Source organism: Janthinobacterium sp. Mn2066 (assembly GCF_049319705.1).
Lineage (GTDB): Bacteria > Pseudomonadota > Gammaproteobacteria > Burkholderiales > Burkholderiaceae_D > Janthinobacterium.
The window spans coordinates 101,728-122,768 of the sequence record NZ_JBMOUF010000014.1 but is presented as its reverse complement, the minus strand read 5'-3'; the positions used below and the strand labels follow the sequence as shown (position 1 = coordinate 122,768).

The 21,041-nt window shown below is 61.4% G+C and carries 20 protein-coding genes, 3 tRNA genes, 1 pseudogene and 1 riboswitch; of the genes and pseudogenes, 12 read left to right on the top strand and 12 right to left on the bottom strand.

Going from position 1 to position 21,041, the window contains the following annotated elements:
• Positions 1 to 71 precede the first annotated feature (71 nt).
• Positions 72 to 2,315 (top strand): TonB-dependent siderophore receptor, encoded by a 2,244-nt coding sequence (locus tag ACL9RI_RS24170; protein ID WP_422729020.1) that lies wholly within the window; start codon positions 72 to 74, stop codon positions 2,313 to 2,315.
• On the opposite strand, the gene ACL9RI_RS24165 is transcribed toward ACL9RI_RS24170, so the two are convergent.
• Positions 2,316 to 3,086, bottom strand: coding sequence for a nucleotidyltransferase domain-containing protein (locus ACL9RI_RS24165; protein WP_422729019.1), 771 nt, complete (start codon positions 3,084 to 3,086; stop codon positions 2,316 to 2,318).
• A gap of 41 nt (positions 3,087 to 3,127) precedes the next feature.
• On the opposite strand from ACL9RI_RS24165, the gene ACL9RI_RS24160 reads away from it, so the two are divergent.
• The 6 genes from ACL9RI_RS24160 to ACL9RI_RS24135 all read left to right on the top strand — a co-directional run bounded on the left by ACL9RI_RS24160 (position 3,128) and on the right by ACL9RI_RS24135 (position 6,291).
• Positions 3,128 to 3,364 (top strand): hypothetical protein, encoded by a 237-nt coding sequence (locus ACL9RI_RS24160; RefSeq protein WP_422729018.1) that lies wholly within the window; start codon positions 3,128 to 3,130, stop codon positions 3,362 to 3,364.
• 92 nt (positions 3,365 to 3,456) lie between these two features.
• On the top strand, positions 3,457 to 4,035 hold the full coding sequence (locus tag ACL9RI_RS24155) for a methylated-DNA--[protein]-cysteine S-methyltransferase (protein ID WP_422729017.1): 579 nt from the start codon (positions 3,457 to 3,459) through the stop codon (positions 4,033 to 4,035).
• Between the two features lie 79 nt (positions 4,036 to 4,114).
• Positions 4,115 to 4,489, top strand: coding sequence for a DUF1294 domain-containing protein (locus ACL9RI_RS24150; RefSeq protein WP_422729016.1), 375 nt, complete (start codon positions 4,115 to 4,117; stop codon positions 4,487 to 4,489).
• A 48-nt stretch (positions 4,490 to 4,537) separates the two neighbouring features.
• Positions 4,538 to 4,613: transfer RNA gene (locus ACL9RI_RS24145), tRNA-Asn, on the top strand.
• A gap of 334 nt (positions 4,614 to 4,947) precedes the next feature.
• A riboswitch (FMN riboswitch) is annotated at positions 4,948 to 5,108 on the top strand.
• Between the two features lie 191 nt (positions 5,109 to 5,299).
• Positions 5,300 to 5,833 carry a 6,7-dimethyl-8-ribityllumazine synthase gene (locus ACL9RI_RS24140; RefSeq protein ID WP_422729015.1) on the top strand — a complete coding sequence of 178 codons (534 nt, stop codon included), beginning with the start codon at positions 5,300 to 5,302 and terminating at the stop codon, positions 5,831 to 5,833.
• Between the two features lie 92 nt (positions 5,834 to 5,925).
• Entirely contained in the window at positions 5,926 to 6,291 is a 366-nt protein-coding gene (locus ACL9RI_RS24135; RefSeq protein ID WP_422729014.1) for a hypothetical protein, read from the top strand.
• A 2-nt stretch (positions 6,292 to 6,293) separates the two neighbouring features.
• Here ACL9RI_RS24135 and ACL9RI_RS24130 read toward each other — a convergent pair whose 3' ends face one another.
• Entirely contained in the window at positions 6,294 to 7,004 is a 711-nt protein-coding gene (locus ACL9RI_RS24130) for a hypothetical protein (protein ID WP_422729013.1), read from the bottom strand.
• Positions 7,005 to 7,132: 128 nt separating this feature from the next.
• Between ACL9RI_RS24130 and ACL9RI_RS24125 the strand changes: the two genes are divergently transcribed.
• Positions 7,133 to 7,324 (top strand): hypothetical protein, encoded by a 192-nt coding sequence (locus ACL9RI_RS24125; protein WP_422729012.1) that lies wholly within the window; start codon positions 7,133 to 7,135, stop codon positions 7,322 to 7,324.
• Between the two features lie 271 nt (positions 7,325 to 7,595).
• A complete protein-coding gene (locus ACL9RI_RS24120) occupies positions 7,596 to 7,808 on the top strand; it encodes a hypothetical protein (protein ID WP_422729011.1) in 213 nt (70 codons plus the stop codon).
• A 93-nt stretch (positions 7,809 to 7,901) separates the two neighbouring features.
• Here ACL9RI_RS24120 and cydX read toward each other — a convergent pair whose 3' ends face one another.
• From cydX to cydD, 5 genes are all read right to left on the bottom strand, one after another.
• Positions 7,902 to 8,021, bottom strand: coding sequence for a cytochrome bd-I oxidase subunit CydX (gene cydX, locus ACL9RI_RS24115; protein ID WP_183738812.1), 120 nt, complete (start codon positions 8,019 to 8,021; stop codon positions 7,902 to 7,904).
• Between the two features lie 36 nt (positions 8,022 to 8,057).
• Complete coding sequence (gene cydB, locus ACL9RI_RS24110) at positions 8,058 to 9,212, bottom strand: cytochrome d ubiquinol oxidase subunit II (RefSeq protein ID WP_422729010.1); 1,155 nt, start codon at positions 9,210 to 9,212, stop codon at positions 8,058 to 8,060.
• A gap of 12 nt (positions 9,213 to 9,224) precedes the next feature.
• Positions 9,225 to 10,796 (bottom strand): cytochrome ubiquinol oxidase subunit I, encoded by a 1,572-nt coding sequence (locus ACL9RI_RS24105; RefSeq protein ID WP_422729009.1) that lies wholly within the window; start codon positions 10,794 to 10,796, stop codon positions 9,225 to 9,227.
• A gap of 101 nt (positions 10,797 to 10,897) precedes the next feature.
• Positions 10,898 to 12,583 carry an amino acid ABC transporter ATP-binding/permease protein gene (locus tag ACL9RI_RS24100; RefSeq protein ID WP_422729008.1) on the bottom strand — a complete coding sequence of 562 codons (1,686 nt, stop codon included), beginning with the start codon at positions 12,581 to 12,583 and terminating at the stop codon, positions 10,898 to 10,900.
• Positions 12,580 to 14,268 (bottom strand): thiol reductant ABC exporter subunit CydD, encoded by a 1,689-nt coding sequence (gene cydD, locus ACL9RI_RS24095; RefSeq protein WP_422729007.1) that lies wholly within the window; start codon positions 14,266 to 14,268, stop codon positions 12,580 to 12,582. Before cydD ends, ACL9RI_RS24100 begins: the two co-directional genes overlap by 4 nt.
• A 138-nt stretch (positions 14,269 to 14,406) precedes the next feature.
• On the opposite strand from cydD, the gene ACL9RI_RS24090 reads away from it, so the two are divergent.
• The 3 genes and pseudogenes from ACL9RI_RS24090 (at position 14,407) to ACL9RI_RS24080 (ending at position 16,123) form a co-directional block, all read left to right on the top strand.
• A complete protein-coding gene (locus ACL9RI_RS24090; RefSeq protein ID WP_422729006.1) occupies positions 14,407 to 14,958 on the top strand; it encodes a GbsR/MarR family transcriptional regulator in 552 nt (183 codons plus the stop codon).
• Between the two features lie 79 nt (positions 14,959 to 15,037).
• Positions 15,038 to 15,295, top strand: a pseudogene (locus ACL9RI_RS24085) (IS1595 family transposase); the annotation flags it as partial.
• Between the two features lie 297 nt (positions 15,296 to 15,592).
• Positions 15,593 to 16,123: a PEP-CTERM sorting domain-containing protein gene (locus ACL9RI_RS24080; RefSeq protein ID WP_422729005.1), complete on the top strand. Its 531-nt coding sequence runs from the start codon at positions 15,593 to 15,595 to the stop codon at positions 16,121 to 16,123.
• 143 nt (positions 16,124 to 16,266) lie between these two features.
• Here ACL9RI_RS24080 and ACL9RI_RS24075 read toward each other — a convergent pair.
• From ACL9RI_RS24075 to ftsH, 5 genes are all read right to left on the bottom strand, one after another.
• Positions 16,267 to 16,341 (bottom strand) — tRNA-Arg (locus ACL9RI_RS24075).
• A gap of 85 nt (positions 16,342 to 16,426) precedes the next feature.
• Positions 16,427 to 16,503: transfer RNA gene (locus tag ACL9RI_RS24070), tRNA-Pro, on the bottom strand.
• A gap of 223 nt (positions 16,504 to 16,726) precedes the next feature.
• Complete coding sequence (gene glmM / locus ACL9RI_RS24065) at positions 16,727 to 18,064, bottom strand: phosphoglucosamine mutase (protein WP_422729004.1); 1,338 nt, start codon at positions 18,062 to 18,064, stop codon at positions 16,727 to 16,729.
• A 40-nt stretch (positions 18,065 to 18,104) separates the two neighbouring features.
• Entirely contained in the window at positions 18,105 to 18,953 is an 849-nt protein-coding gene (folP, locus tag ACL9RI_RS24060; protein ID WP_422729003.1) for a dihydropteroate synthase, read from the bottom strand.
• A 127-nt stretch (positions 18,954 to 19,080) separates the two neighbouring features.
• A complete protein-coding gene (gene ftsH / locus ACL9RI_RS24055; RefSeq protein WP_422729002.1) occupies positions 19,081 to 20,961 on the bottom strand; it encodes an ATP-dependent zinc metalloprotease FtsH in 1,881 nt (626 codons plus the stop codon).
• Positions 20,962 to 21,041 lie beyond the last annotated feature (80 nt).

Sequence of the window (21,041 nt, the reverse complement as noted above, 5' to 3'; positions counted from 1 at the left end):
CAAGCCAGACTTCAGGGCGCCGCAGCCCTCCAGCAAACGAGACAGGAAATCACCACACAGCCAGGAAAATAATGCCTTCGACGTCGACACCCGTTCCACATTTCACCATTCCCTCGTCCCACCTCCGCCTGCGTCCCCTGCCCCGCTTGCTGCACCTGACCCTGCTGGGCATCGCCGCCAGCAGCCTGTGCGCACACGCGGCCGGCGCCGATCACGACGTCACCATGCCAGCCGTCACCGTTACGGGCCAGGGACCGGCCGCCACGGAAGGCACGGGTTCCTATACGGCCGGCGAAATGCGCAGCGCCACGCGCATGGATTTGTCTCTGCGCGAAACCCCGCAATCGGTCAGCGTCATCACGCGCCAGCTGCTGGACGACCTGGGCGCCGTGCGCCTGGACCAGGCGCTGGCGCAAACGACAGGCATCCAGGTAGGCCAGAATGACACGGAACGCACGACATTTTACGCGCGCGGTTTCGGCATCAACAACCTCCAGGTCGATGGCATGCCACGCGGCGGCAATGCGCCGCTGCAAGACACTATCCTGTATGACCGCATCGAAGTGGTGCGCGGCGCCACCGGCCTGATGGGCGGCACGGGCGATCCGTCGGCCACCATCAACATGGTGCGCAAGCGCCCCACGAAAGCCTTCCAGGGCAGCGCCGGCCTGATCGCGGGCCGCTGGGACGACCAGCGCGTGGAAGCCGATATCTCCACGCCCCTGAACCAGGATGGCAGCGTGCGCGGCCGTGCCGCCCTGGCCAAACAGCGGCGCGATTCCTACCTGGACATGTACCATGAGCGCAAGACGGTGGGCATGGCCATCCTGGAGGCGGACTTGCGCCCTGGCACCCTGCTCACTTTTGGCGCTGATTTCCAGGACAACACGCCGACCGGCGCCACCTGGGGCGCCGTACCCTACTGGAATGCCGATGGCAGCCTGGCCCAGATGCCGCGCAACACCAGTTTCACGACGCCGTGGAGCACCTGGGCCAACAAGCAGCATACGATTTTCACCTCGGTCGACCAGCGCCTGCCCGGCAACTGGACCGTGCACCTCGGTTATGCCCACACGGAAAGCAGCAACCGCACTACCGTCGCCTATGCGGGGGCGGGCTACCCCAACCCGGCCACGGGAACAGGCATGCGCCTGTGGACAGGCGCCTGGGGCGAGGGCAAGACGGACAATGATAATGTCGATGTGTATGCCAGCGGGCCATTCACCTTGCTGGGACGCAAACACACGGCCATCATCGGCTGGAATGGCGGCAACCAGCGGGCGCGCTCGCTCGGCGGCGAAGCCGAAATCAATTACCCGGCGCAGATTCCCGATTACCGCAGCTGGACCGGCAATATTCCGCGCCCCATCTTCCACCCGGACGGTTCCCGCAGCGAAACGGTAACGCGCCTGGCGGGCGGCTATGTTGCCACCCGGCTGAGCCTGGCCGATCCCTTGCATGTGATCGTCGGCGCGCGCAACAGCACCTACCGCACGGACACGCGCAACTACGATACGCAAGGCAAATTCATCGACACCAGCGACTTTGCCGAAACGCGCAATGAAGTCACGCCCTATGTGGGCGCCGTATTCGACATCAACAAGCAATATTCGCTCTATGCCAGTTTCACGCAGCTGTTCAATCCGCAAACCAGCAAGGACCGCAACAACAAGTTTTTACCACCGGAAACGGGCGACAATGCCGAACTGGGTCTCAAGGGAGAATTTTATGACGGCAAGCTGAACGCCTCGGCCGCCCTGTTCCACACCAGGAAAAAGAACCTGGCTGAACTGGACCGCACGGTGCCGCCCGGCTTCCTCTTGCCCGATGGCGGCCAGGCCATGGTGGCCAATGGCGACGGCATCACGGCCAAGGGCGTTGAATTCGACCTGTCCGGCCAGCTCACGCCCGCCTGGGAAGCGAACGGCGGCTACACCTATCTGCATGCAGCCGAGGCCGATGGCCGGCGCGCCGCCACCAACCAGCCACGCCATCTGCTGCGCCTGGCCACCAGCTACCGTTTCGATGGCGCCTTGCACGGCTTGCGGGCGGGCGCCAGCATGACGGCGCAAAGCGCAACTTACAGCGAAGCCTGGTATGGCCGGCCGCCAACAGGGGCGACGACGAATATCCCGCAAGGCGCGTACGCGCTGTTCAACCTGATGGGCAGCTACGCTATCGGCAAGCATGCCAGCGTGCAGCTGAACGCCAACAACCTGCTGGACAAAAAGTACTACCGCAACGTGGGCTTCTTCGACGGCGTGTTCTGGGGCGAACCGCGCAATATCAGCCTGGCCGTGCGCAGCGCCTTTTAATCAGTCCAAATCACTGCGCCAGTGCGCAGGCGCCGGCAGGCTGTGTCCGTGAAGCAAGGGACCACCGACCGGCGACAGCACGGCAGCAATCAGCTGTGCATACGCCTGCTGGCCTGCTGCCAGGTCGCTGGCCAGCAGGCGCAGCGCAGCATCCAGCGCTTCGGCGATGACCGCATCAAACGCATGCAGCCGTCGATACAAATGCTTGCCGCCACCACTCCACTGCTGCGCCGCCCGCAAGCGCAGGTCGGCCAGCTTTTCGTACAAACGGCAAGCCACGGCCAGCGCCTCGCCCGCATGGCGGCTGTCGCCCAGGTCTTCCAGCAAGGTGGTGATTTCATAACGGCGCATTTGCAGCTGCACCGCCGTCAGGGCCGGTGGGCCCGCCGCATGGATGGACTGCGCCAGCGCCTGCAGCCTGGCGTAGTGCTCGCCCGAAGCGAGGATGTTTTCCCCCTCGACCACCATCGCCGCCAGCGGCACCGTGCCGCCAGGCGCATCGAGTTCACGGCAAAAATAGCTGTAGGTAGCAAGGTCGTGCGCAAACAGTTCCACCGTGCGTCCTTCGGCGACGATGGTGGAGCGCCAGGCGTGCTCGACGTAATCGAACAGCAGCAGCAAGTCGATATCGGAGCTGGCCGTCTGCCGGCCAGTGGCGAACGAGCCGCCGATAATGGCCGCCACGGCGCCCGGATAATGGTCGTGTACCAGCCGCTCGGCAATGCCGCGGATCTCGTCATAGCTAGCCAGTGTATTTGCCAGTGCTGTCATCGTCGCATCCGCCATGAGTAAGTTGCCAAAAAGAAAAACTTATGCCAATATCCGACCCCGGTCACCATTACGGATTATTCATGTATTACGTGGAATTAGCATTACTTGCGCTGGCAGCCGTCGTCATTATCCGGGGATATAAAAAGAATCACCGCAACACCATGCTCGGCGGCGTCTTCCTCTTGCTGATCTCTGGCTGGGGCATCCAGGCCGCCAGCGACTTTGCGCAAGGTTTTCAGGATGCTGAAAACAAATATATACAAGCTGCTGGCAAGTAACTTTCCAGCACCTGCCGCATCACGATATTTCCCAGCCTGATAAACTGCATGCCATTGCAGTCCAATCAATGGCAAAGTCCACGAGGTGCGACATGGAATATCGGTATATGGTGGTACCCTCGCCCGTCGGCGAACTGACCCTGGTCGCCCGCGTGGCGGCGCATCAAGCGGGCCTGGCCGCCATCCTGTGGCAAGACGACAAACCCAACCGCGTGCGCCTGGGTGAGATGCTGGAAGATAAAACGCATCCCTTGCTGCTGGAAACGGCACGCCAGTTAAGCGAGTATTTCGCCGGCACGCGCCAGCAATTCGACCTGGTGCTGGACTTTGCCGGCACCACCTTCCAGCAAGAAGTATGGCAGGCGCTGCTGACCATCCCGTTTGGCCAGACGCGCAGTTACGGCAAGATAGCGCGCCAGATCGGCCGCCCCGCTGCCGTGCGCGCCGTGGGCGCCGCGAATGGCAAGAATCCCATTTCCATCATCGCCCCCTGCCACCGCGTGATCGGCGCCACGGGCGAGTTGACAGGCTTTGCGGGCGGCTTGCATGCCAAGGAAACCTTGCTGACGCTGGAAGGCATTTCCCTGTCGAGCGACCGGGAAGCCCAAAAGACAGGCCACGCCCGGCGCCGCGCCGTGCAGATTGATACGGCGCAAGGCTCGCTGTTTTAGGCAGCCTGGAGCCAGACTCAAGGACACGCTATGATGCTGTCCGTCTCCATCCAACCCAAGCAAGCACCTCGAATACATCATGCCCTATCTGTCCATCCTGTTTTTTATCGTGCTGTATCTGGCCGCGACCTTCTTTTTCCATATCCCGCCCTTTGTCGCCCTGATTTATGGCGCCCTGAGCCTGGGCTGTTTCGTCGCTTACGCGCTCGACAAGCGCGCCGCCAAGGCAGGCAGCTGGCGCACCTCGGAACGCACCTTGCTGCTGCTGGGCTTGCTGTGCGGCTGGCCCGGCGCGGTACTGGCGCAACAATGGCTGCGCCACAAGTCCAGCAAGCGCTCGTTCCGCATCCTGTTCTGGATCACGGTGGCCATCAACGTCGCCGCCTTTGCCTATTTCTGCCTGCACTACTCGGCCCCCGATATCGGCACCGACGTCGCCCCCATCGAGATATAACATAAGCAACTTGCCAGAACAGCAGAAGCTCCCTATAATAGCGGCCTTTCCCTGATAGCTCAGTCGGTAGAGCGACGGACTGTTAATCCGCAGGTCCCTGGTTCGAGTCCAGGTCGGGGAGCCAGAATTCTCAAGCAAAAAGCCCAGCCTTACGGTTGGGCTTTTTGCGTTTCAGGGCGGCATGACTCACGATAGCGGCCGGACAGTCATGGACATTCACGACTGATGGCTTCAAGAATGTTTCTTAAAGAGGAATATAAAAAATCTCTCCACCCGACTGTAATGCTGACTTGTTGCAACCCATTAATTTCCTGAGAATGTATTTCTCGGAACCACGCTCTGCAAGAACAAATAAGGCAGACCAAGAGCACATTGCCGTACAGCACTTTCCTATGCTGCATCCCAAACAAGCATGTTATAGTCAGACCGCCGCGTCTCGCACCCTGTGCGACAACGCGGCACGTTCTCAGGGCGGGGTGCAATTCCCCACCGGCGGTAATGGCAGCCATGCCTAGCCCGCGAGCGCTTGTTGCTGATGTCGATGACATGGGGAGCAAGGTCAGCAGACCTGGTGAGATTCCGGGGCCGACGGTATAGTCCGGATAAAGAGAGAGCGGGATGGAATCGACGTTTGATGCATGTTTCATGCAGATGATGTCGTGCGCGTATCGACCGCGTCCTGGATCAGCCTATGCCAGGCCAGGATCGGTGTACCCGCGCCCTGTGGCTGGTCACGCCTGTCACCGGCAGATTGCATCCTTATCTATCCACGCCCTGTTTTTTGTTATTTCTGAAAACAGGAGTCATACCATGTCACAACAAGCTTTTATCACCACCACTTCCGATCAGGCAGGCGGACGCATCGCCTTTATTCAAGCCAGCTGGCACCGCGATATCGTCGAACAGTGCCGTCTGTCTTTTGTCGCCGAAATCCGTGAACTGGGCTATCTTGAGTCAGACATCGATTTCTTCGACGTCGCCGGCGCCTTTGAAATTCCACTGCAAGCACAGCGACTGGCCCAGACCGGCCAGTATGCGGCCGTGGTGGCAGCGGCGCTGGTGGTCGATGGCGGCATCTATCGCATGGAATTTGTTGCCGAAGCCGTCATTTCAGGCCTGATGCAGGTGCAGCTTGCTACGGGCGTGCCCGTGCTGTCGGCGGTGCTGACACCGCATCACTTCCACGCCGGGGAAGAGCACCAGCAATTCTTCTTCCAGCATTTCCAGGTCAAGGGAGCGGAAGTGGCGCGCGCGTGCGCGTCGACCATACGTGCATTACGCCTGATCCCGGCACTACCGGGCGTGGACCATGGTCAAGCAGTAGAAATGCTTACCGCCAGCTAAGCCTAGCCTGACCCAGTCTGGCAGCATCGGCAAGTTGCACGTACCATTGCAGCTTGCCGATATTTTCTACACACACTTTGAACGAGTACAGCATGCAAGATTCCCCCTCTTTCCAGTCCCGCGTACAGCCATGGATGATCGCCTGTTTTGGCGCAGAACTGGCCGCTGACCATGTGGAACGCAATCACCGCTTCCTGGAGGAATCGCTGGAACTGGCGCAGGCCTGTGGCGCCACCGCCGGGGAAGCCCATCAGCTGGTCGATTATGTGTTTGGCAGGCAAGCGGGTGACAAGAAGCAGGAAGTGGGCGGCGTGATGGTGACCCTGGCCGCCCTGTGCCTGGCGCACGAGCTGGACATGCATGGCGCCGGCGAGGAAGAGCTGGCCTTGATCTGGGCCAAGATCGATGCGATCCGCGCCAAGCGGGCGGCAAAGCCCAATTTCGGCAACAGCAAGTAAGACTATTCGCCCAGCAAGGCCAAGGACTCCAGCCAGTCCGCCTTCCAGTCGCGCAACAGCGGCTGGGTGGCGAAGGCTTTTTTCAGGTGCGCCATCGGCACGCGGTGCACATCGTGCAAACCGAAGGCCAAGGTCACGGGATGCCACAGATGGCTGTTCTTGCCGCCGCGCGAATTCTTGCGCACGCGGGCGCCGTCGTCGCCAAAGATGCCCACGCCGTTCGTCATGCCCTGGGCCAGGTCGACCTTGCCCACGCCGGCAAAGGCGGTCAATATCTGTTCGCGGCTCAAGCCTTTCAAGGCGCTGGGCAGGACCACGGGCGCTGGCACGGTTTCAGCCGGCGGCTGCTGCAGCTCTTTCAGCAGGCGCAGCAGGTCGCGTTCCTGGAAATGCAAGCCTTCTTTGGAGACGCGCAAACCCTCGCCCGGCAACTGGATCGGCAAATTGCCGGCATCGCGCGTCAAACGCAGGCGCACATCGGCGCCACCGCCAGCCAGATGCTGTTTGTCTTCGATAAACACGACGGGCGCCGCATAGCGCGTCACGCCGTCGGTGAACAGTTGCGCCCACTCTTGCGAATAATCAAGCCATACATACGCCAAGCCGCCCTGCTCCAGCAGCCGCGCCAGGGTCCAGGGTGTGCCTGTCTGCGCAGTCAGCCAGGCACAGGCTTCGTCGGCGGTGGCGCGATAGGGCAAGGAAATGGTGGTCATGGAGCGGTTCCGGTGGCAAGAATGGCGGCAGTGTAGCAGAGAGCCTTCGATGCGCTGTGGAGCGCGCCTTTTCCGTGGCATGTGCTAAGCTGAAATCGTCATCCGTGTGAACGAGAGGAGTGCCGGCAATGAACCCAGCCATGAATTCGGCCACCAATGCCGCCGCCACGCCATCGCCGCCACCGGAACGCGATTCCCCCACCCCGGTACGGGAAGGCCACGCGGAAGAAGCGCTCGACGAGGCGCTGAAGGAAAGCTTTCCTGCCAGCGACCCGATTGCCGTGTCCACACCGAAGCCACAGGGCAAGCCCCACGATTAACGCTGCGACTGGCAAAATCAGCCATCCCTGCGGTGTAATGCCGTTCAGTTAGCGTCATTTTTACCCCAAAAGCAAACCCTGGGGTCAGACCCGGCGGGTCTGACCCCGGCACTTTCGATGTTGGGGTAAGTAGTGTAGGACTGCTTAACTGAACAGCATTACACCCATGCGGTGGCTTTTTTGCGCTCGCTGAATCCGAACATATCCTGGCTGCGTACATGGCTGTAACGCCATGCATCACGCGGGCGGCCACCGGATAGAAAGGACAGTCATGCGCCATTACAGCAAACAAGCCGATCCCATCGATCAGCGCCTGTATCTTGCCCAACGGATCGACCTGGCCTGCGAACGTTTGCGCCAGCGCGACGACGCCCTGGCCCGCGAACGTTGCGCCTTGTGGGTGACGGCCTGGTCGGTAGCGGCCGGCGCCGACCGGCCGCGTGGCATGAAGTTGCGTATCCGAGGCGAATTCATCTTGCTCTGATAAAGAAAAAGCCTCGCCAAAGGCGGACGCAAACGCGTACGCCGGACGAGGCCAGAGAGCCATGCCGGGATCGGCATGGCGTGCAGCTTGTTACTATTCCTTGCGGTACTTTTCAGGCGTCGTGTCGCCATCGACCATTTCGTACCACATCGCATTGAGCACGGCGAAGGTCGCTGCCAGCGGCAAGCCCAGTATCCAGGCGAAATACCACATAAGTATTTCCTTTCTTTAATATTTATTTGAAAACAATTAGTAGGCGTGGCCCTTGCCCTCTTCGATCGCCTTGCCATCGACCTTGCCCCACAGCACTTTATACACCCAGCTCGTGTACGCCACGATCAGCGGGATAAAGATGGCCGTGACCACTACCATGATGAACAAGGTCATGTGGCTCGATGAGGAATCCCACACCGTCAGGCTGGCGCGCGGATCGATCGACGATGGCAAAATGAACGGGAACATGGCCGCACCCACGCTGAGGATGATGCCGGCGATGCTGGCCGCGCTGGCCAGCAGGGCTGGCACTTCACGGCGTGCACGCAAAAAGGCAAACGCCAGCAGCGGCGCCACCAGGCCCAGCGCAGGGGCGATCCAGGTCCACGGATGGGCCGCGAAGTTGACGAACCAGGCGCCGGCATGCAGCTCGGCCGTTTTCAGCATGGGGTTCGACGGACCATCGACCACCACCGTGCTGGTGAAACGGTAGCCATCGATCCACAGCCACAGGGCCACGCCAGCCAGCGCATACAGCACCACGGTGGCAAGCGCCGCCACGCTGCCGTAGCGGCGCGCACGCTCGGCCACCACGCCATCGGCCTTCAGTTGCAGCCAGGTGGCGCCATGCATCACCAGCATGGCCACCGAGACCAGGCCGCACAGCAGGGCAAACGGATTGAGCAGGGCAAAGAAGCTGCCGTCATAGAAGATGTGCATGTCGGGCGAGAAGCGGAACGGCACGCCTTGCAGCACATTGCCGATCGCCACGCCGCAAATCAGGCTGGGCACGAAGCCGCCGACGAACAGGGCCGCGTCCCAGCGGGCGCGCCAGCGTGGATCTTCGCGCTTGCTGCGAAATTTGAAGGCCACCGGACGCAGGATCAGCGCCACCAGGATCACGAACATGGCCAGGTAAAAGCCCGAGAACGAGACGGCGTACAGCTGCGGCCAGGCGGCGAAGATGGCGCCGCCACCGAGGATCAGCCAGACCTGGTTGCCTTCCCACACGGGGCCGATACTGTTGATGATGACGCGGCGTTCCAGGTCCGTCTTGCCGGCGAACGGCAGCAGGATGCCGGTGCCCAGGTCGAAGCCGTCCGTGACGGCGAATCCGACCAGCAGCACGCCGATCAGCAGCCACCAGATCAGGCGCAGGGTTTCGTAAGAAATTAATTCATGCAGGATCATGATGGTGCTCCTTTAAGCGAGTTGAGTGCGGGTGACGGAAGGCGCGACGGCAGGCGCCGTTTCGGCCGGCCCCTTGCGGATGGCCTTCAGCATCAGCTTCATCTCGATAATCAGCAGCACGGTATAGATCGCGGCAAAGCCGGCAATCGTGATCAGCAGGGTCGTGATGCCCAGGTTCGATACCGCCACGGCCGTCGGCAAGACGCCCTCGATCACCCACGGCTGGCGGCCCACTTCGGCCACGATCCAGCCCGCTTCGGCGGCGATCCACGGCAGCGGGATGGCGAACACGGCCACTTTCAGCAGCCAGCGGTGCGCGTCCAGGGTGCGGCGCACGGACAAAATAAAGAAGGTGGCGGTCAGTGCGATGAAGAACATGCCCAGGCCCACCATTACGCGGAAGGACCAGAACAGCGGCGCCACGGCGGGCACGGTGTCTTGCGCGGCCTTGCTGATCTGCTCGGGCGTGGCCAGGCGCGGATCGTCGACATAGCGCTTCAGCAACAGCGCATAACCGAGTGAATTGCCTTTCGATTCAAAGATATCCTTGGCTTCTTGCGGTATGGCGCCGCCCGGCGGCACGCTGCGGATGGTTTGCAGCGCATCGTAGGCTTTCACGCCATCCTTGATCAGATACTCGCCACGCTCGACCAGTTCATTGATGCCAGGAATCTCGGTCGACAGTGAACGCGTGCCGATCAGGCCCATCACCATCGGCACGTGGATCGCGTAATGCGTTTCGCGCGCTTTCTGGTCAGGGAAACCGAAGGCCGTGAAGGCGGCAGGCGCCGGCTCCGTGTGCCACATGGCTTCGATCGCGGCCAGCTTCATCTTTTGATGTTCCGACGACAGATAGCCGCTTTCGTCCCCCAGCACCACCACCGACAGCGAAGCGGCCAGGCCGAACGAGGCAGCCACCGTCATCGAGCGCTTGGCCAGCTGCACGTGGCGCCCCTTGAGCAGATACCAGGCCGAAACGCCCAGCACGAAGATGGCGGCCACCGTGTAGCCGGCCGACACCGTGTGCACGAACTTGGCCTGCGCTACCGGGTTGGTCAGCACGGCGCCGAAGTCGGTCACTTCCATGCGCATGGTTTGCGGATTGAAGGCGGCGCCGACGGGATTTTGCATCCAGCCATTGGCAATCAGGATCCACAGGGCCGAGAAGTTCGAACCGATGGCCACCAGCCAGGTCGTGGCCAGATGGCCGCGCGCCGACAATTTATCCCAGCCAAAGAAGAAGATGCCGACAAAGGTCGCTTCCAGGAAGAAGGCCATCAAGCCCTCGATCGCCAGCGGCGCGCCGAAAATATCGCCCACATAGTGGCTGTAATAACTCCAGTTCATGCCGAACTGGAATTCCATGACGATGCCGGTGGCAACGCCCATGGCAAAGTTAATCCCGAACAAGACGCCCCAGAACTTGGTCATGTCGCGCCAGATGGTGCGCCCCGTCATCACGTAGACCGTTTCCATGATGGCAAGCATCACGGACAGGCCGATGGTCAGCGGAACGAATATGAAGTGGTACAGGGCGGTCAGCCCAAATTGCAGTCTTGATAATGCAACAATATCGAGGTCCATTTGCTTTCCTTGGTGTTTCTATTTCTTAAGTGTAAACTTTTTATTAAGACAAGGCCGTACGTTTATTTCTTCAGTGCACCATCTTTATTGCACCATTTCACTCAGTCGGCCCGCAAAGTCTGCAAGGCCGCTTCAAACTCCACCGTACCGCGCCGCACATCGCCATTGACGCGGCCATGGCGGATGCTGATCAGGCGGTCCGCCAGCGCTGCTTCGCGCCGCAAGTGGGTTGCGATCAGCAAGGTACGCCCCTCGCAACGGCTGGCGAGCCGGGCCAGCACGTCATGCGCCGTAGCCGCATTGAGCGCCTCGGTGGCTTCATCCAGCAGCCACAGCGGCGACTCGTGCAGGAACAGCCGCGCCAGCGCCAGGCGGCGCGACTGCCCGCCCGACAAGCCCAGCCCACCCTCGCCCAGGCGCGTATCCAGGCCGCCCGTCATGGCCTGCACTTCCGCCTCCAGTCCCGCCGCCCGCAGCGCGTCCCACAGCCGGCCGTCGCCGGCCTGCGGGTCTGCCAGGCGCAGGTTGTCACGCACGCTGTCCTGGAACAGCTCGGTACGCTGCGTGAACAAACAGGCGCGCGGCCCGCTGTAGCTGCCGGACAGCACAGCGATTTCACGCGCCGCCACTGCCAGCAAGGTCGATTTGCCGGCGCCGCTGGGGCCGATCAAGGCCACCCGTTCACCGGCCGCCACCGTCAGCGATACGCCATGCACGATGGCAATATCACTGCCGGCGTGGGCGGCGCACACTTGCTCGAAACGCACATCGGACGCCACGCCAGCGCCAGCCGCATCCGGGCTAGCTGGCGCCACGCGCGGCCCCAACCTGCGGATCGCCAGCAACATGCGTCCCGCTTCCAGCGCGCCACGTCGCAAGCCGGCAAACGGCTCGACGGCAGTGAGCGCAATCAACACGCCCAGTGCCGCCACCGGCACCGTGATGGCGGCGCTGTCCACCAGCACAGCCACGGCCAGCAGCACGCCGGCCAGCGTGATCGCACCGGCCACGCCGTAGGCGGCGCCAAAGCCCGTTTCCAGGCGGTTCAGCGCCAGGTCGGCCCGGGCCAGCGCAGCATCAATGCCGGCCAGTACATCGCATTGCGCAGTAATGCGGCCCGCCATCACCAGGTCAGTCTGGCCGGCCACCAGGTCGATGGTGGCGGAACGCAATTGCTCGGTAGAACGTGAACGCACGATGGCGTGGCGCTGGGCGCGGCGCATCAGCAGCACGCTGATACCGCCGCCGCTGACCAGCAGCCAGGCGGCAAAGATAATGCCCATGCCGGAATGCATGAAACCAAGCGCGACGCCGGCCAGCAAGGCCGCGCACAGGGCCGTGAAAGCAGGCACGATCAGGCGCAAATACAGCGATTCGAGCGCATCGATATCGGCCGTCAGGCGAAACAGCAGTTTGGCCGGCTGGCGCAGCAAGCGCTTGCCCGCTTCCGGCAGCGACCAGCCACGGAACAGGTCCACGCGAATGTTCGCCAGCGCGGCAAAAGTGGCGTCGTGCGTGACCAGACGCTCGGCGTAGCGCGAACCGGTGCGGCCGATCGCCAGCAAACGGATGCCGGCCGACGGACCGAACACGTCGAACATCAGCGCCGTCGATGCGTGCAAGCCGGCAATCGAAGTGGCCGTGATAAACCAGCCGGACAAGCCCAGCAAGGCCATGCCGGCGACTACCGTCAGGGCCGCCAGCACGGCGCCGGCGACCAGCTTGCCTGGCTGCGCCAGCAGCAACTGGCGCAGCACGGGATTCATGGGGAAGAACAAGGATTTCATGCGCGCCGTGCCTCCATCATTTCCAGCTCTGGGCCGATGGCGATGCTGCGATGCAAGCGGCTGGCCAGCACGGGATCATGCGTGGCAACGAGCATGGTCTTGCCCTTGGCCAGGGCCAGCAAGGCGTCGGTGACGCGGCTGGCCGTTTCACTGTCGAGGTGAGCGGTCGGTTCATCGACCAGCAGCAAGTCGGCATGCGCTGTCTGCACGGCAACAGTAACGCGGGCCAAGGCCAGGCGCACCGCTTCGCCGCCGGACAAGCCGTGGCCGCCATCGCTGAGCATCACACTTGGCCGCGCCTGGGCCACGGCAGACAAGTCGGCCAGGTGCAGCGCGGCAGTAACATTCGCCACGTCAGCATCGGCGCGGCCCAGGGTCACGTTCTGGCTGACGGAGGCGGCAAACACGTGCGGCCGCTGGCCCATCCAGGCCATGCGCTGGCGCAAGGCGGCCACGCTGGTATCGCTCATCAGCACTCCGCCGATGCGGATTTCGCCGCCATCGGCTGGCAGCAAGCCTGCCAGCAAGGACAGCAAGGTCGTCTTGCCGGCGCCGCTGGCGCCCAGCAGGGCCACGTGTTCGCCGCCACGCACCTGCAGGTCAAACTGGCTAAACAGCGGCGCTTCGCCCAACTGGGCAAACTGCAGCTGGCGGATCTCGATGGAAGGTGGCGCTGAGGGAGCAGCCAGCGCAACAGCCACAGCGGTAGCGCCAGGCAAGGCCAGACCTTCGGCAGCCAGGTCATGCAAGCCGGCCAGGGCCGCCTCGCCTGCCGCCTTGTCATGCCAGACGGCGGCCAGTTCGCGCAGCGGCTCGAAGAAAGCCGGCGCCAGCAAGAGGATGAACATGCCCTGCCCCAGGGTCAACACATGGCCCCAGCTGCCGAAGTGGAATGTGCCCAGCAGTGAAAAACCGATATAGGCCGCCACCATGGCCACGCCCAGCGCAGAAAACAGTTCCAGCACGGCGGAGGACAGAAAGGCGATGCGCAGCACCACCATCGTGCGCCGGCGCAAGGATTGCGCCGTTTCATCCAGACGGCTGGCCGTGGCGTCGACGGCGTCGAGCGCGCGCAAGGTGGCCAGGCCGCGCAGGCGGTCGAGCAGAAAGGCATTCATGCTGCCCATTTCCACCATCTGCGCGCGGCTGGCCGCTTGCGCGCCCAGGCCGACCAGGGCCATGAAAAGCGGGATCAGCGGCGCGGCGATCAGCAGGATCAGCGCGGCCACCCAGGAAAATGGCAGCACTACCGCCAGTATCACCAGCGGCACCAGCATCACTTTCCAGCGCGTGGGTTTGTAGCGCACCAGATACGGCACGATGGCTTCGGCCTGTTCGGCCATCACGCTGGCCGCCTGGCCCGACTGCGCCCGCTGGCGGTCCATCGGCGAACGCTGCGCCAGGGACAGCGCCACTTGCGCGCGCAAAGCCGATAAATGACCACGGGCCGCCGCATACATCACGCGCGCGCCCCACGCTTCCGCCCCCGCACGCAGCAGGCCCAGCAGCAATACGCCCGCGGCCGGCGCCAGCGCGGCTTGCCCGGCAGCGCCCCTCACCATGCTGTCGATGGCCCAGGCCAGCAGGGCCGCCTGCGGCAACCACAGCAAGGCGGCTGCGCCCTGCACCAGGCTGGCAAAACGGGGAAGGTCAAACTGCGGCAAGGAAAGTGGCGTGTTAGACATTAGATACTTCTTGAGTTTTCAGAAATCTCTGTAAATTCGATATTTTGTATAATACTGCGAAACGTGCCATATATCAATTGACCCAGCCTCCACTGCGTGCAAAAATTTCAGTTAATTATGAAAACTCACCATATCAACATGACTCCGCTGATCCTGACCTTCGTCAGCCACTTCGGCGAGATGGGCAGCCGCTGGGGTTTCAACCGGACGGTTGGGCAAGTGTACGCGTTATTGTTTGTTTCTGAGCAACCTTTGCATGCAGACGAAATCGCCGAACACCTGAGTTTTTCGCGCTCCAACGTGAGCATCGGCCTGAAGGAGTTGCAGGGCTGGGGCTTGATACGCCTGACGCGCATTCCTGGCGACCGGCGCGAGTATTTTTCCTCGCTGGGAGATGTGTGGCAAATCTTCCGCGTGGTGGCTGCCGAACGCCGCCGCCGCGAAGTGGCGCCCACCCTCACGGTGCTGCGCGAATCGCTGATGACGCCGGCCACGGAACCCGTGGACCAGTATGCGCAGGAGCGCATGCGTGAAATGTATGAACTGGTCGACCTGGCCAACACCTGGTTCGACGACTTGCAGCGCTTGTCGCCCGAATCGATGGCGCAGCTGATGAAGATGGGCGCCAAGGTGCAAAAGCTGCTGAGCGCCAAGGATCGCCTGTTTGGCAAAAATACCGAAGAAAGTTAGACCCTCACTTCACCCACCCTTCCCGGCCCCCATCGCGCGGGGCGTTTTTATTGGCTCTGTCCTCATTAAATAGGGGAACGCCCGGGAAACGGGCATCAGCCATCAAGCCGCCAACTTGCATGCCGGCATCCGCGTGCACGGCGCGGTCCACGCATAGAACGTCAACGCATATCACAGCCGCCTGCGCGGATGGCTGAGCATTTTTCATGGCGTGGCGACACGTTATCTGCCCAACTACCTGGGCTGGCGCTGGATACTCGATGCCAGGCGCATCCTGTCCGCTGAAACATTATTGAAGGCAACCTTGGGAGAGTTCCCACACCTGACGGTGACATAGCCTTTTTATTCCCATCCGCATGCCGCAGCACCCATGTTGACGCCCTATGCATAGGTGCAGGCAATATTATCAACAAAACCAATAGCATTATTTAAATTGCATTAATTTATATCAAGCCTAAGCTTGCATATACGCACTCCTTATGCGCATGTCGTATGTGCATTCTTTAGCGCAAGGAAGCCGGCGGCAGGTGCATTCCAGCCCAGGCGGGGGCGCACCCTGGAAGAGCGAAGCAACGGTACGATAAAAAAGGGGACTTTCATGAAAAACATACACAGCATTATCCTACGGGCATCCATGCTAGCCGCCGCAAGCCTGCTGGCAGGTGCGGCACAGGCCGCCGTCTGGGTCGACGTGGGACCTGCCAGCGGCTTCAGCATCGACGGCAGCGTCGTTACTTATTCGCCATCGCCAGCGCTGACGGTGAAATACTATAGCGACAACCTGGTGCCGCAGTCGCCGGATGCCATCCAGGGCTATCTCAGCGCCGCCTTCGGCACCATGCTGAGCAGCCCGGCGTCCTTTTGCGACAATCCCACCTCCAGCTGCACTGCCGGCACTTCGGCAGGCTTGAGCGGTGGGGTCAATTCCTTCACCAGCGCGGCAGCCTACGATTATCTGGCCATTCATTTCGGCAAGGGCGAACTGGCATTTCACTGGGCCACGCCGGTCGCTGCCGGTACCACGTTTACGATCGCCGGCTTGCCCAAGGACTTGAGCAACTACCGCGCCTTCGTTTCCGCCGTGCCTGAACCGGAAACCTATGCCATGCTGCTGGCCGGCCTGGGTATGCTGGGCTGGGTGGCGCGCCGGCGCCAGAACAAATAGGCCACGGCCAAACGGGCTGGCGGCGAACGGTCCCGTTGACGGGATGGTCGCACGCACGCCTGCGGCAACAATGCCGGAAACAAGGATCGTGGGGAGAATCGGCAGCAGCCGACGCGGCAAAACCGCAAAGTGTATGCTGGAACTGGTCCGCCCAGAGGGAATCGAACCCCCATTCACGGTTTAGAAGACCGTTGTCCTATCCGTTGAACGATAGGCGGAAAGATGTCTCGTCCATGCAGGCCATCAGCCAAACAGGGACAGAATGAAAAACGGGCTGTCATTTCTGACAGCCCGCTTATATTTTGGTCGGAGTACAAGGATTCGAACCTTGGACCCCCTGGTCCCAAACCAGGTGCGCTACCGGGCTGCGCCACACTCCGAAGACAAGATAATAGCGCTTCCCCACAATTTCGTCAATTGCCATAGACGAATTAGGTGGAAATAACGATAGCGTTCCTGCCTCATCCAACAACGGACTTAACAACGCCGGACAGAAGCGTCGCGAGCGGAAGGTAGAGGTGGCTAAGAAGCGCAACCGTACTGAAGTACGGTGAGCATCGCAGGCTACCTATACCGACGTGCAGCAGCTTATGTCAGGTGTCCTCAAACAGGCACGTGCGCGGCGATCCGTTTCGCCATGCTTTCCGCCTTGTCCTTGTCCTTCGCTTCCACCATCACGCGGACCAGCGGTTCGGTGCCGGAGGCGCGGATCAGCACGCGGCCCGTATCGCCCAGCTCTTGTTCCACCCGGGCTTTTTCCGCCACCATCGCGGCATTTTGTTGCCAGTCAAAACCGGGCGCCACGCGCAGGTTGATCAGGGTTTGCGGGAACAGCACCAGGTCGGCCAGGCATTCCTGCAGGCTCAGGCCGCTGCGCTTGAGCGCCGACAGCACTTGCAGCGACGAGACGATGCCGTCGCCGGTCGTATGCTTGTCCAGGCACAGCAAGTGGCCCGAGCCTTCGCCGCCCAGCAGCCAGCCGCGCTCCTGCATGATTTCCAGCACGTAGCGGTCGCCCACCTTGGCGCGCGCGAAGCCGATGCCTTTTTCCTTGAGCAGCACTTCCAGCGCCATATTCGTCATCAGGGTGCCGACGGCGCCCTCCACCGGACCGCTCGCCAGGCGATCCTTGACCATCAGGTACAGCAACTCGTCGCCGTTATACAAACGGCCGGTGGCGTCGCACATGATCAGGCGGTCCGCATCGCCATCGAGCGCAATGCCCAGGTCGGCGCCATGCTCGACCACGGCGGCCGCCATGGCCTTGGGCGCCGTGGCGCCCACGCCGGCATTGATGTTCAAGCCATCGGGCTTGTTGCCGATGGCGATCACTTCCGCGCCCAGTTCGTGGAACACGTGCGGCGCAATATGGTAAGCGGCGCCATGCGCGCAATCGACGACGATCTTCAAGCCATGCAAGTCCAGCTCGTTCGGGAAAGTACTCTTGCAAAATTCGATGTAACGGCCTTGCGCATCATCGAGGCGCTTGGCGCGGCCCAGCTTGTCGGATGCCACGCAAGCCATGACTTCGTCGAGCGCCAGTTCGATCTCGGTCTCCACGCTGTCGGGCAGCTTGGTGCCCTGGCCCGAGAAAAACTTGATGCCATTGTCGTGAAAAGGATTATGCGACGCGGAAATCACCACGCCCGCCGTCAGGCGCAGCGCGCGCGTCAGGTAGGCGATGGCCGGCGTCGGCATTGGGCCGGCCAGCATCACATCGACGCCGGCGGCCGAAAAGCCTGCCTCCAGCGCCGCTTCCAGCATATAGCCGGAAATGCGCGTGTCCTTGCCGATCAACACAGTCGGACGCACCTTGCCGCCATGCGACTTGGCCAGCACCTTGCCGGCTGCATAGCCGAGACGCATGACAAAATCGGGGGTGATCGGTGCTGTGCCTACCAGGCCACGGATGCCATCGGTACCAAAATATTTACGGCTCATAGATACTCTCTTCTTTTTATAAGTAACAGGACTTCAACATTTAAACTGGCCCGTGCGCCATGCGCCAGACCTTCAGTGCATCGACCGTCTCCGCAACATCATGCACACGTACAATTTCTGCGCCTTGCGCTACAGCAAAAAGCGCGCCGGCCAGGCTGCCCGCCAGGCGCTGCTCCACCGGGCGGTCCGTCACGGCGCCGATCATGGACTTGCGCGACAAGCCCGCCAGCACAGGCAGGCCCAGTTCGCTGCGCAAGTGGTCCGTCGCGCGCAGCAAGGCGTAATTCTGTTCCACCGTCTTGCCGAAACCGAAGCCGGGATCGACGCACAGGCGCTCATGGGCGATGCCTGCCGCCGTCATGGTCTCGACGCGTTCGCGCAGGAAATCGGTGACTTCACGCACCACGTCGTCATAGGCGGGCTGGTCCTGCATGGTGGCGGGCACGCTTTGCATATGCATGATACACAGCGCGCAGTCGCTGTCGCGCACGGCAGCTATGGCGCCGGGCGCGCGGAAACCATTGATATCATTGATCATGTCGGCGCCGGCCAGGATGGCTTCGCGCATGACTTGCGGTTTATACGTGTCGACGGAGAGGGGCTTGCCGCAATCGCGCAAGGCATACAGCACCGGCATCACCCTTTGCAGCTCATCGTGCAGCGGCAATGGCGGCGCGCCGGGCCGGCTCGATTCGCCGCCGATGTCGATGATGTCGACACCGTCGGCGATCATCTGTTCGGCGCGCGACAGGGCAAACTCCAGGCCATGGAACTGCCCGCCGTCGGAAAACGAGTCGGGCGTAATATTCAGGATGCCCATCACCAGCGCCTGCGCGCCCTTCCCGTGCAGCTGGAAGCCGAAGCGGCCAGCTTGAAAATAATGTCGCATATCTAATAGTTCAATAAAAATGTGTCCGGTCATCCGTACGCCAGGGTGCAGATTGTAGCGGTAAAGAAAAAGGGTAAGGATCACTCCTTACCCTTTGTTACTTTAGCTACAGACTACCAGGCTGGAATCAGGCTGGCGCCGTGGCGTTCGGCGAAATGCCGCCGGTGCCGCTGTCGCCCGCATTGCGGCGTGGCGGAATGACTTTGGGCGGGCGTGGCTCCTGGCCAGCCATGATATCGTTGATCTGGTCTGCATCGATGGTTTCCCATTCCAGCAAGGCGCGAGTCATCACTTCCACCTTGTCGCGGTTTTCTTCCAGCAGCTTGCGCGACAGCGCATATTGCGTGTCGAGAATGCTGCGGATTTCAGCGTCGACCTTTTGCTGGGTCGCTTCCGAAATCGTCTTGGTCGCGCCGCCGAAGAAGCCTTCGTTTTCGCTGTCTTCGTAGACCATCACGCCCATGCTGTCGGACATGCCGAAACGCGTGACCATCGAGCGGGCCAGCTTGGTGGCGCGCGAGAAGTCATTCGAAGCGCCGGTCGACATCTGGCCGACGAAAATTTCTTCAGCGATACGGCCACCGAACAGGATGGAAATTTCTTCCAGCATCTTGTCTTTATATGCAGACAAGTTGTCGTGTTCCGGCAACTGCCAGGTCAGGCCCAGGGCCCAGCCGCGCGGCATGATCGTCACTTTATGCACGGGATCGGCTTTCGGCAACAACTTCGCCACCACCGCGTGACCGGACTCATGGTAAGCCGTATTGCGACGTTCTTCCTCGCGGATGATCATCGATTTACGCTCAGGACCCATGTAGATCTTGTCTTTCGCATCTTCGAAGTCCGACATTTCCACCAGGCGCTTGCTGCGGCGCGCGGCGAACAGGGCCGCTTCGTTGACCAGGTTGGCCAGGTCGGCGCCCGAGAAACCAGGCGTGCCGCGGGCCAGGATATCGGCCTTGACATCGGTGCCGATAGGCACTTTGCGCATATGCACGTTCAAGATCTGTTCACGGCCGCGGATATCGGGCAAGCCGACGGAAACCTGGCGGTCGAAACGGCCCGGACGCAGCAGCGCTTTATCGAGCACGTCAGCGCGGTTGGTGGCGGCCACGACGATCACGCCGGAGTTCGCTTCAAAACCGTCCATCTCGACCAGCAACTGGTTCAGGGTTTGTTCGCGCTCATCATTACCACCGCCCGTACCGGCGCCGCGATGACGGCCGACCGCGTCGATCTCATCGATGAAGATGATGCAAGGCGAGTGTTTCTTGGCGTTTTCAAACATGTCGCGCACGCGGGAGGCGCCCACGCCGACGAACATTTCAACGAAGTCCGAACCGGAAATCGAGAAGAATGGCACTTTGGCTTCGCCGGCGATGGCGCGCGCCAGCAGGGTTTTACCCGTGCCTGGAGGACCAACCATCAGCACGCCGCGGGGAATGCGGCCGCCCAGTTTCTGGAATTTGCTCGGATCCTTGAGGAAGTCGACCACTTCGTTGACTTCTTCTTTCGCCTCGTCGCAACCGGCGACGTCGGCAAAGGTCACCGTATTGCTGGCTTCATCCATCATGCGGGCCTTCGACTTGCCGAACGAGAATGCCCCGCCCTTGCCGCCGCCCTGCATCTGACGCATGAAGAAAATCCAGACGCCGATCAACAGCAGCATCGGGAACCAGTTCATGAAAATTTGTTGCAGGAACGATACTTCCTCAGGCGGACGCACATCGAAGTGCACGCCATTGTCGCGCAGGTCGCCGATCAAACCCTTGTCGAGCATGGTCGCGGTGGTGCGGACCTTGGTATCGTCCATCATTTTGGCGGTAATCGCCGAACCCTCGATCACCACATCCTTGACACGCTTGGCTTTGACTTCATCCAGCAAATCGGAATAAGCGATGGACTTGCTGCCGCCCGAGCTGCCGTGGCTGTCGAACTGTTTGAACAGCATGAACAACAGCAGCAAGACGACTACCCAGATGGCAGATTTGGAAAACATGTTATTCACGAAGACTCCTTGGATGCAGTGCGCATCTTTTACTTATAGCAGAAATACGATTTTACTCGCAATAAGCGGGCCGTGCCAAA

What these genes read in the sequence shown, in the direction of transcription:
- ACL9RI_RS24120 (WP_422729011.1), top strand. Translation starts at nt 7,596, where the DNA reads ATGCGCCATTACAGCAAACAAGCCGATCCCATCGATCAGCGCCTGTAT.
- glmM (WP_422729004.1), bottom strand. Translation starts at nt 18,064, where the DNA reads ATGAGCCGTAAATATTTTGGTACCGATGGCATCCGTGGCCTGGTAGGC.
- ACL9RI_RS24130 (WP_422729013.1), bottom strand. Translation starts at nt 7,004, where the DNA reads ATGACCACCATTTCCTTGCCCTATCGCGCCACCGCCGACGAAGCCTGT.
- ACL9RI_RS24165 (WP_422729019.1), bottom strand. Translation starts at nt 3,086, where the DNA reads ATGACAGCACTGGCAAATACACTGGCTAGCTATGACGAGATCCGCGGC.
- ACL9RI_RS24160 (WP_422729018.1), top strand. Translation starts at nt 3,128, where the DNA reads ATGCCAATATCCGACCCCGGTCACCATTACGGATTATTCATGTATTAC.
- ACL9RI_RS24125 (WP_422729012.1), top strand. Translation starts at nt 7,133, where the DNA reads ATGAACCCAGCCATGAATTCGGCCACCAATGCCGCCGCCACGCCATCG.
- folP (WP_422729003.1), bottom strand. Translation starts at nt 18,953, where the DNA reads ATGCGACATTATTTTCAAGCTGGCCGCTTCGGCTTCCAGCTGCACGGG.
- cydX (WP_183738812.1), bottom strand. Translation starts at nt 8,021, where the DNA reads ATGTGGTATTTCGCCTGGATACTGGGCTTGCCGCTGGCAGCGACCTTC.
- ACL9RI_RS24090 (WP_422729006.1), top strand. Translation starts at nt 14,407, where the DNA reads ATGACTCCGCTGATCCTGACCTTCGTCAGCCACTTCGGCGAGATGGGC.
- ACL9RI_RS24080 (WP_422729005.1), top strand. Translation starts at nt 15,593, where the DNA reads ATGCTAGCCGCCGCAAGCCTGCTGGCAGGTGCGGCACAGGCCGCCGTC.
- ACL9RI_RS24150 (WP_422729016.1), top strand. Translation starts at nt 4,115, where the DNA reads ATGCCCTATCTGTCCATCCTGTTTTTTATCGTGCTGTATCTGGCCGCG.
- ACL9RI_RS24170 (WP_422729020.1), top strand. Translation starts at nt 72, where the DNA reads ATGCCTTCGACGTCGACACCCGTTCCACATTTCACCATTCCCTCGTCC.
- ACL9RI_RS24105 (WP_422729009.1), bottom strand. Translation starts at nt 10,796, where the DNA reads ATGGACCTCGATATTGTTGCATTATCAAGACTGCAATTTGGGCTGACC.
- ACL9RI_RS24140 (WP_422729015.1), top strand. Translation starts at nt 5,300, where the DNA reads ATGTCACAACAAGCTTTTATCACCACCACTTCCGATCAGGCAGGCGGA.
- cydD (WP_422729007.1), bottom strand. Translation starts at nt 14,268, where the DNA reads ATGTCTAACACGCCACTTTCCTTGCCGCAGTTTGACCTTCCCCGTTTT.
- ACL9RI_RS24100 (WP_422729008.1), bottom strand. Translation starts at nt 12,583, where the DNA reads ATGAAATCCTTGTTCTTCCCCATGAATCCCGTGCTGCGCCAGTTGCTG.
- ACL9RI_RS24135 (WP_422729014.1), top strand. Translation starts at nt 5,926, where the DNA reads ATGCAAGATTCCCCCTCTTTCCAGTCCCGCGTACAGCCATGGATGATC.
- ACL9RI_RS24155 (WP_422729017.1), top strand. Translation starts at nt 3,457, where the DNA reads ATGGAATATCGGTATATGGTGGTACCCTCGCCCGTCGGCGAACTGACC.
- cydB (WP_422729010.1), bottom strand. Translation starts at nt 9,212, where the DNA reads ATGATCCTGCATGAATTAATTTCTTACGAAACCCTGCGCCTGATCTGG.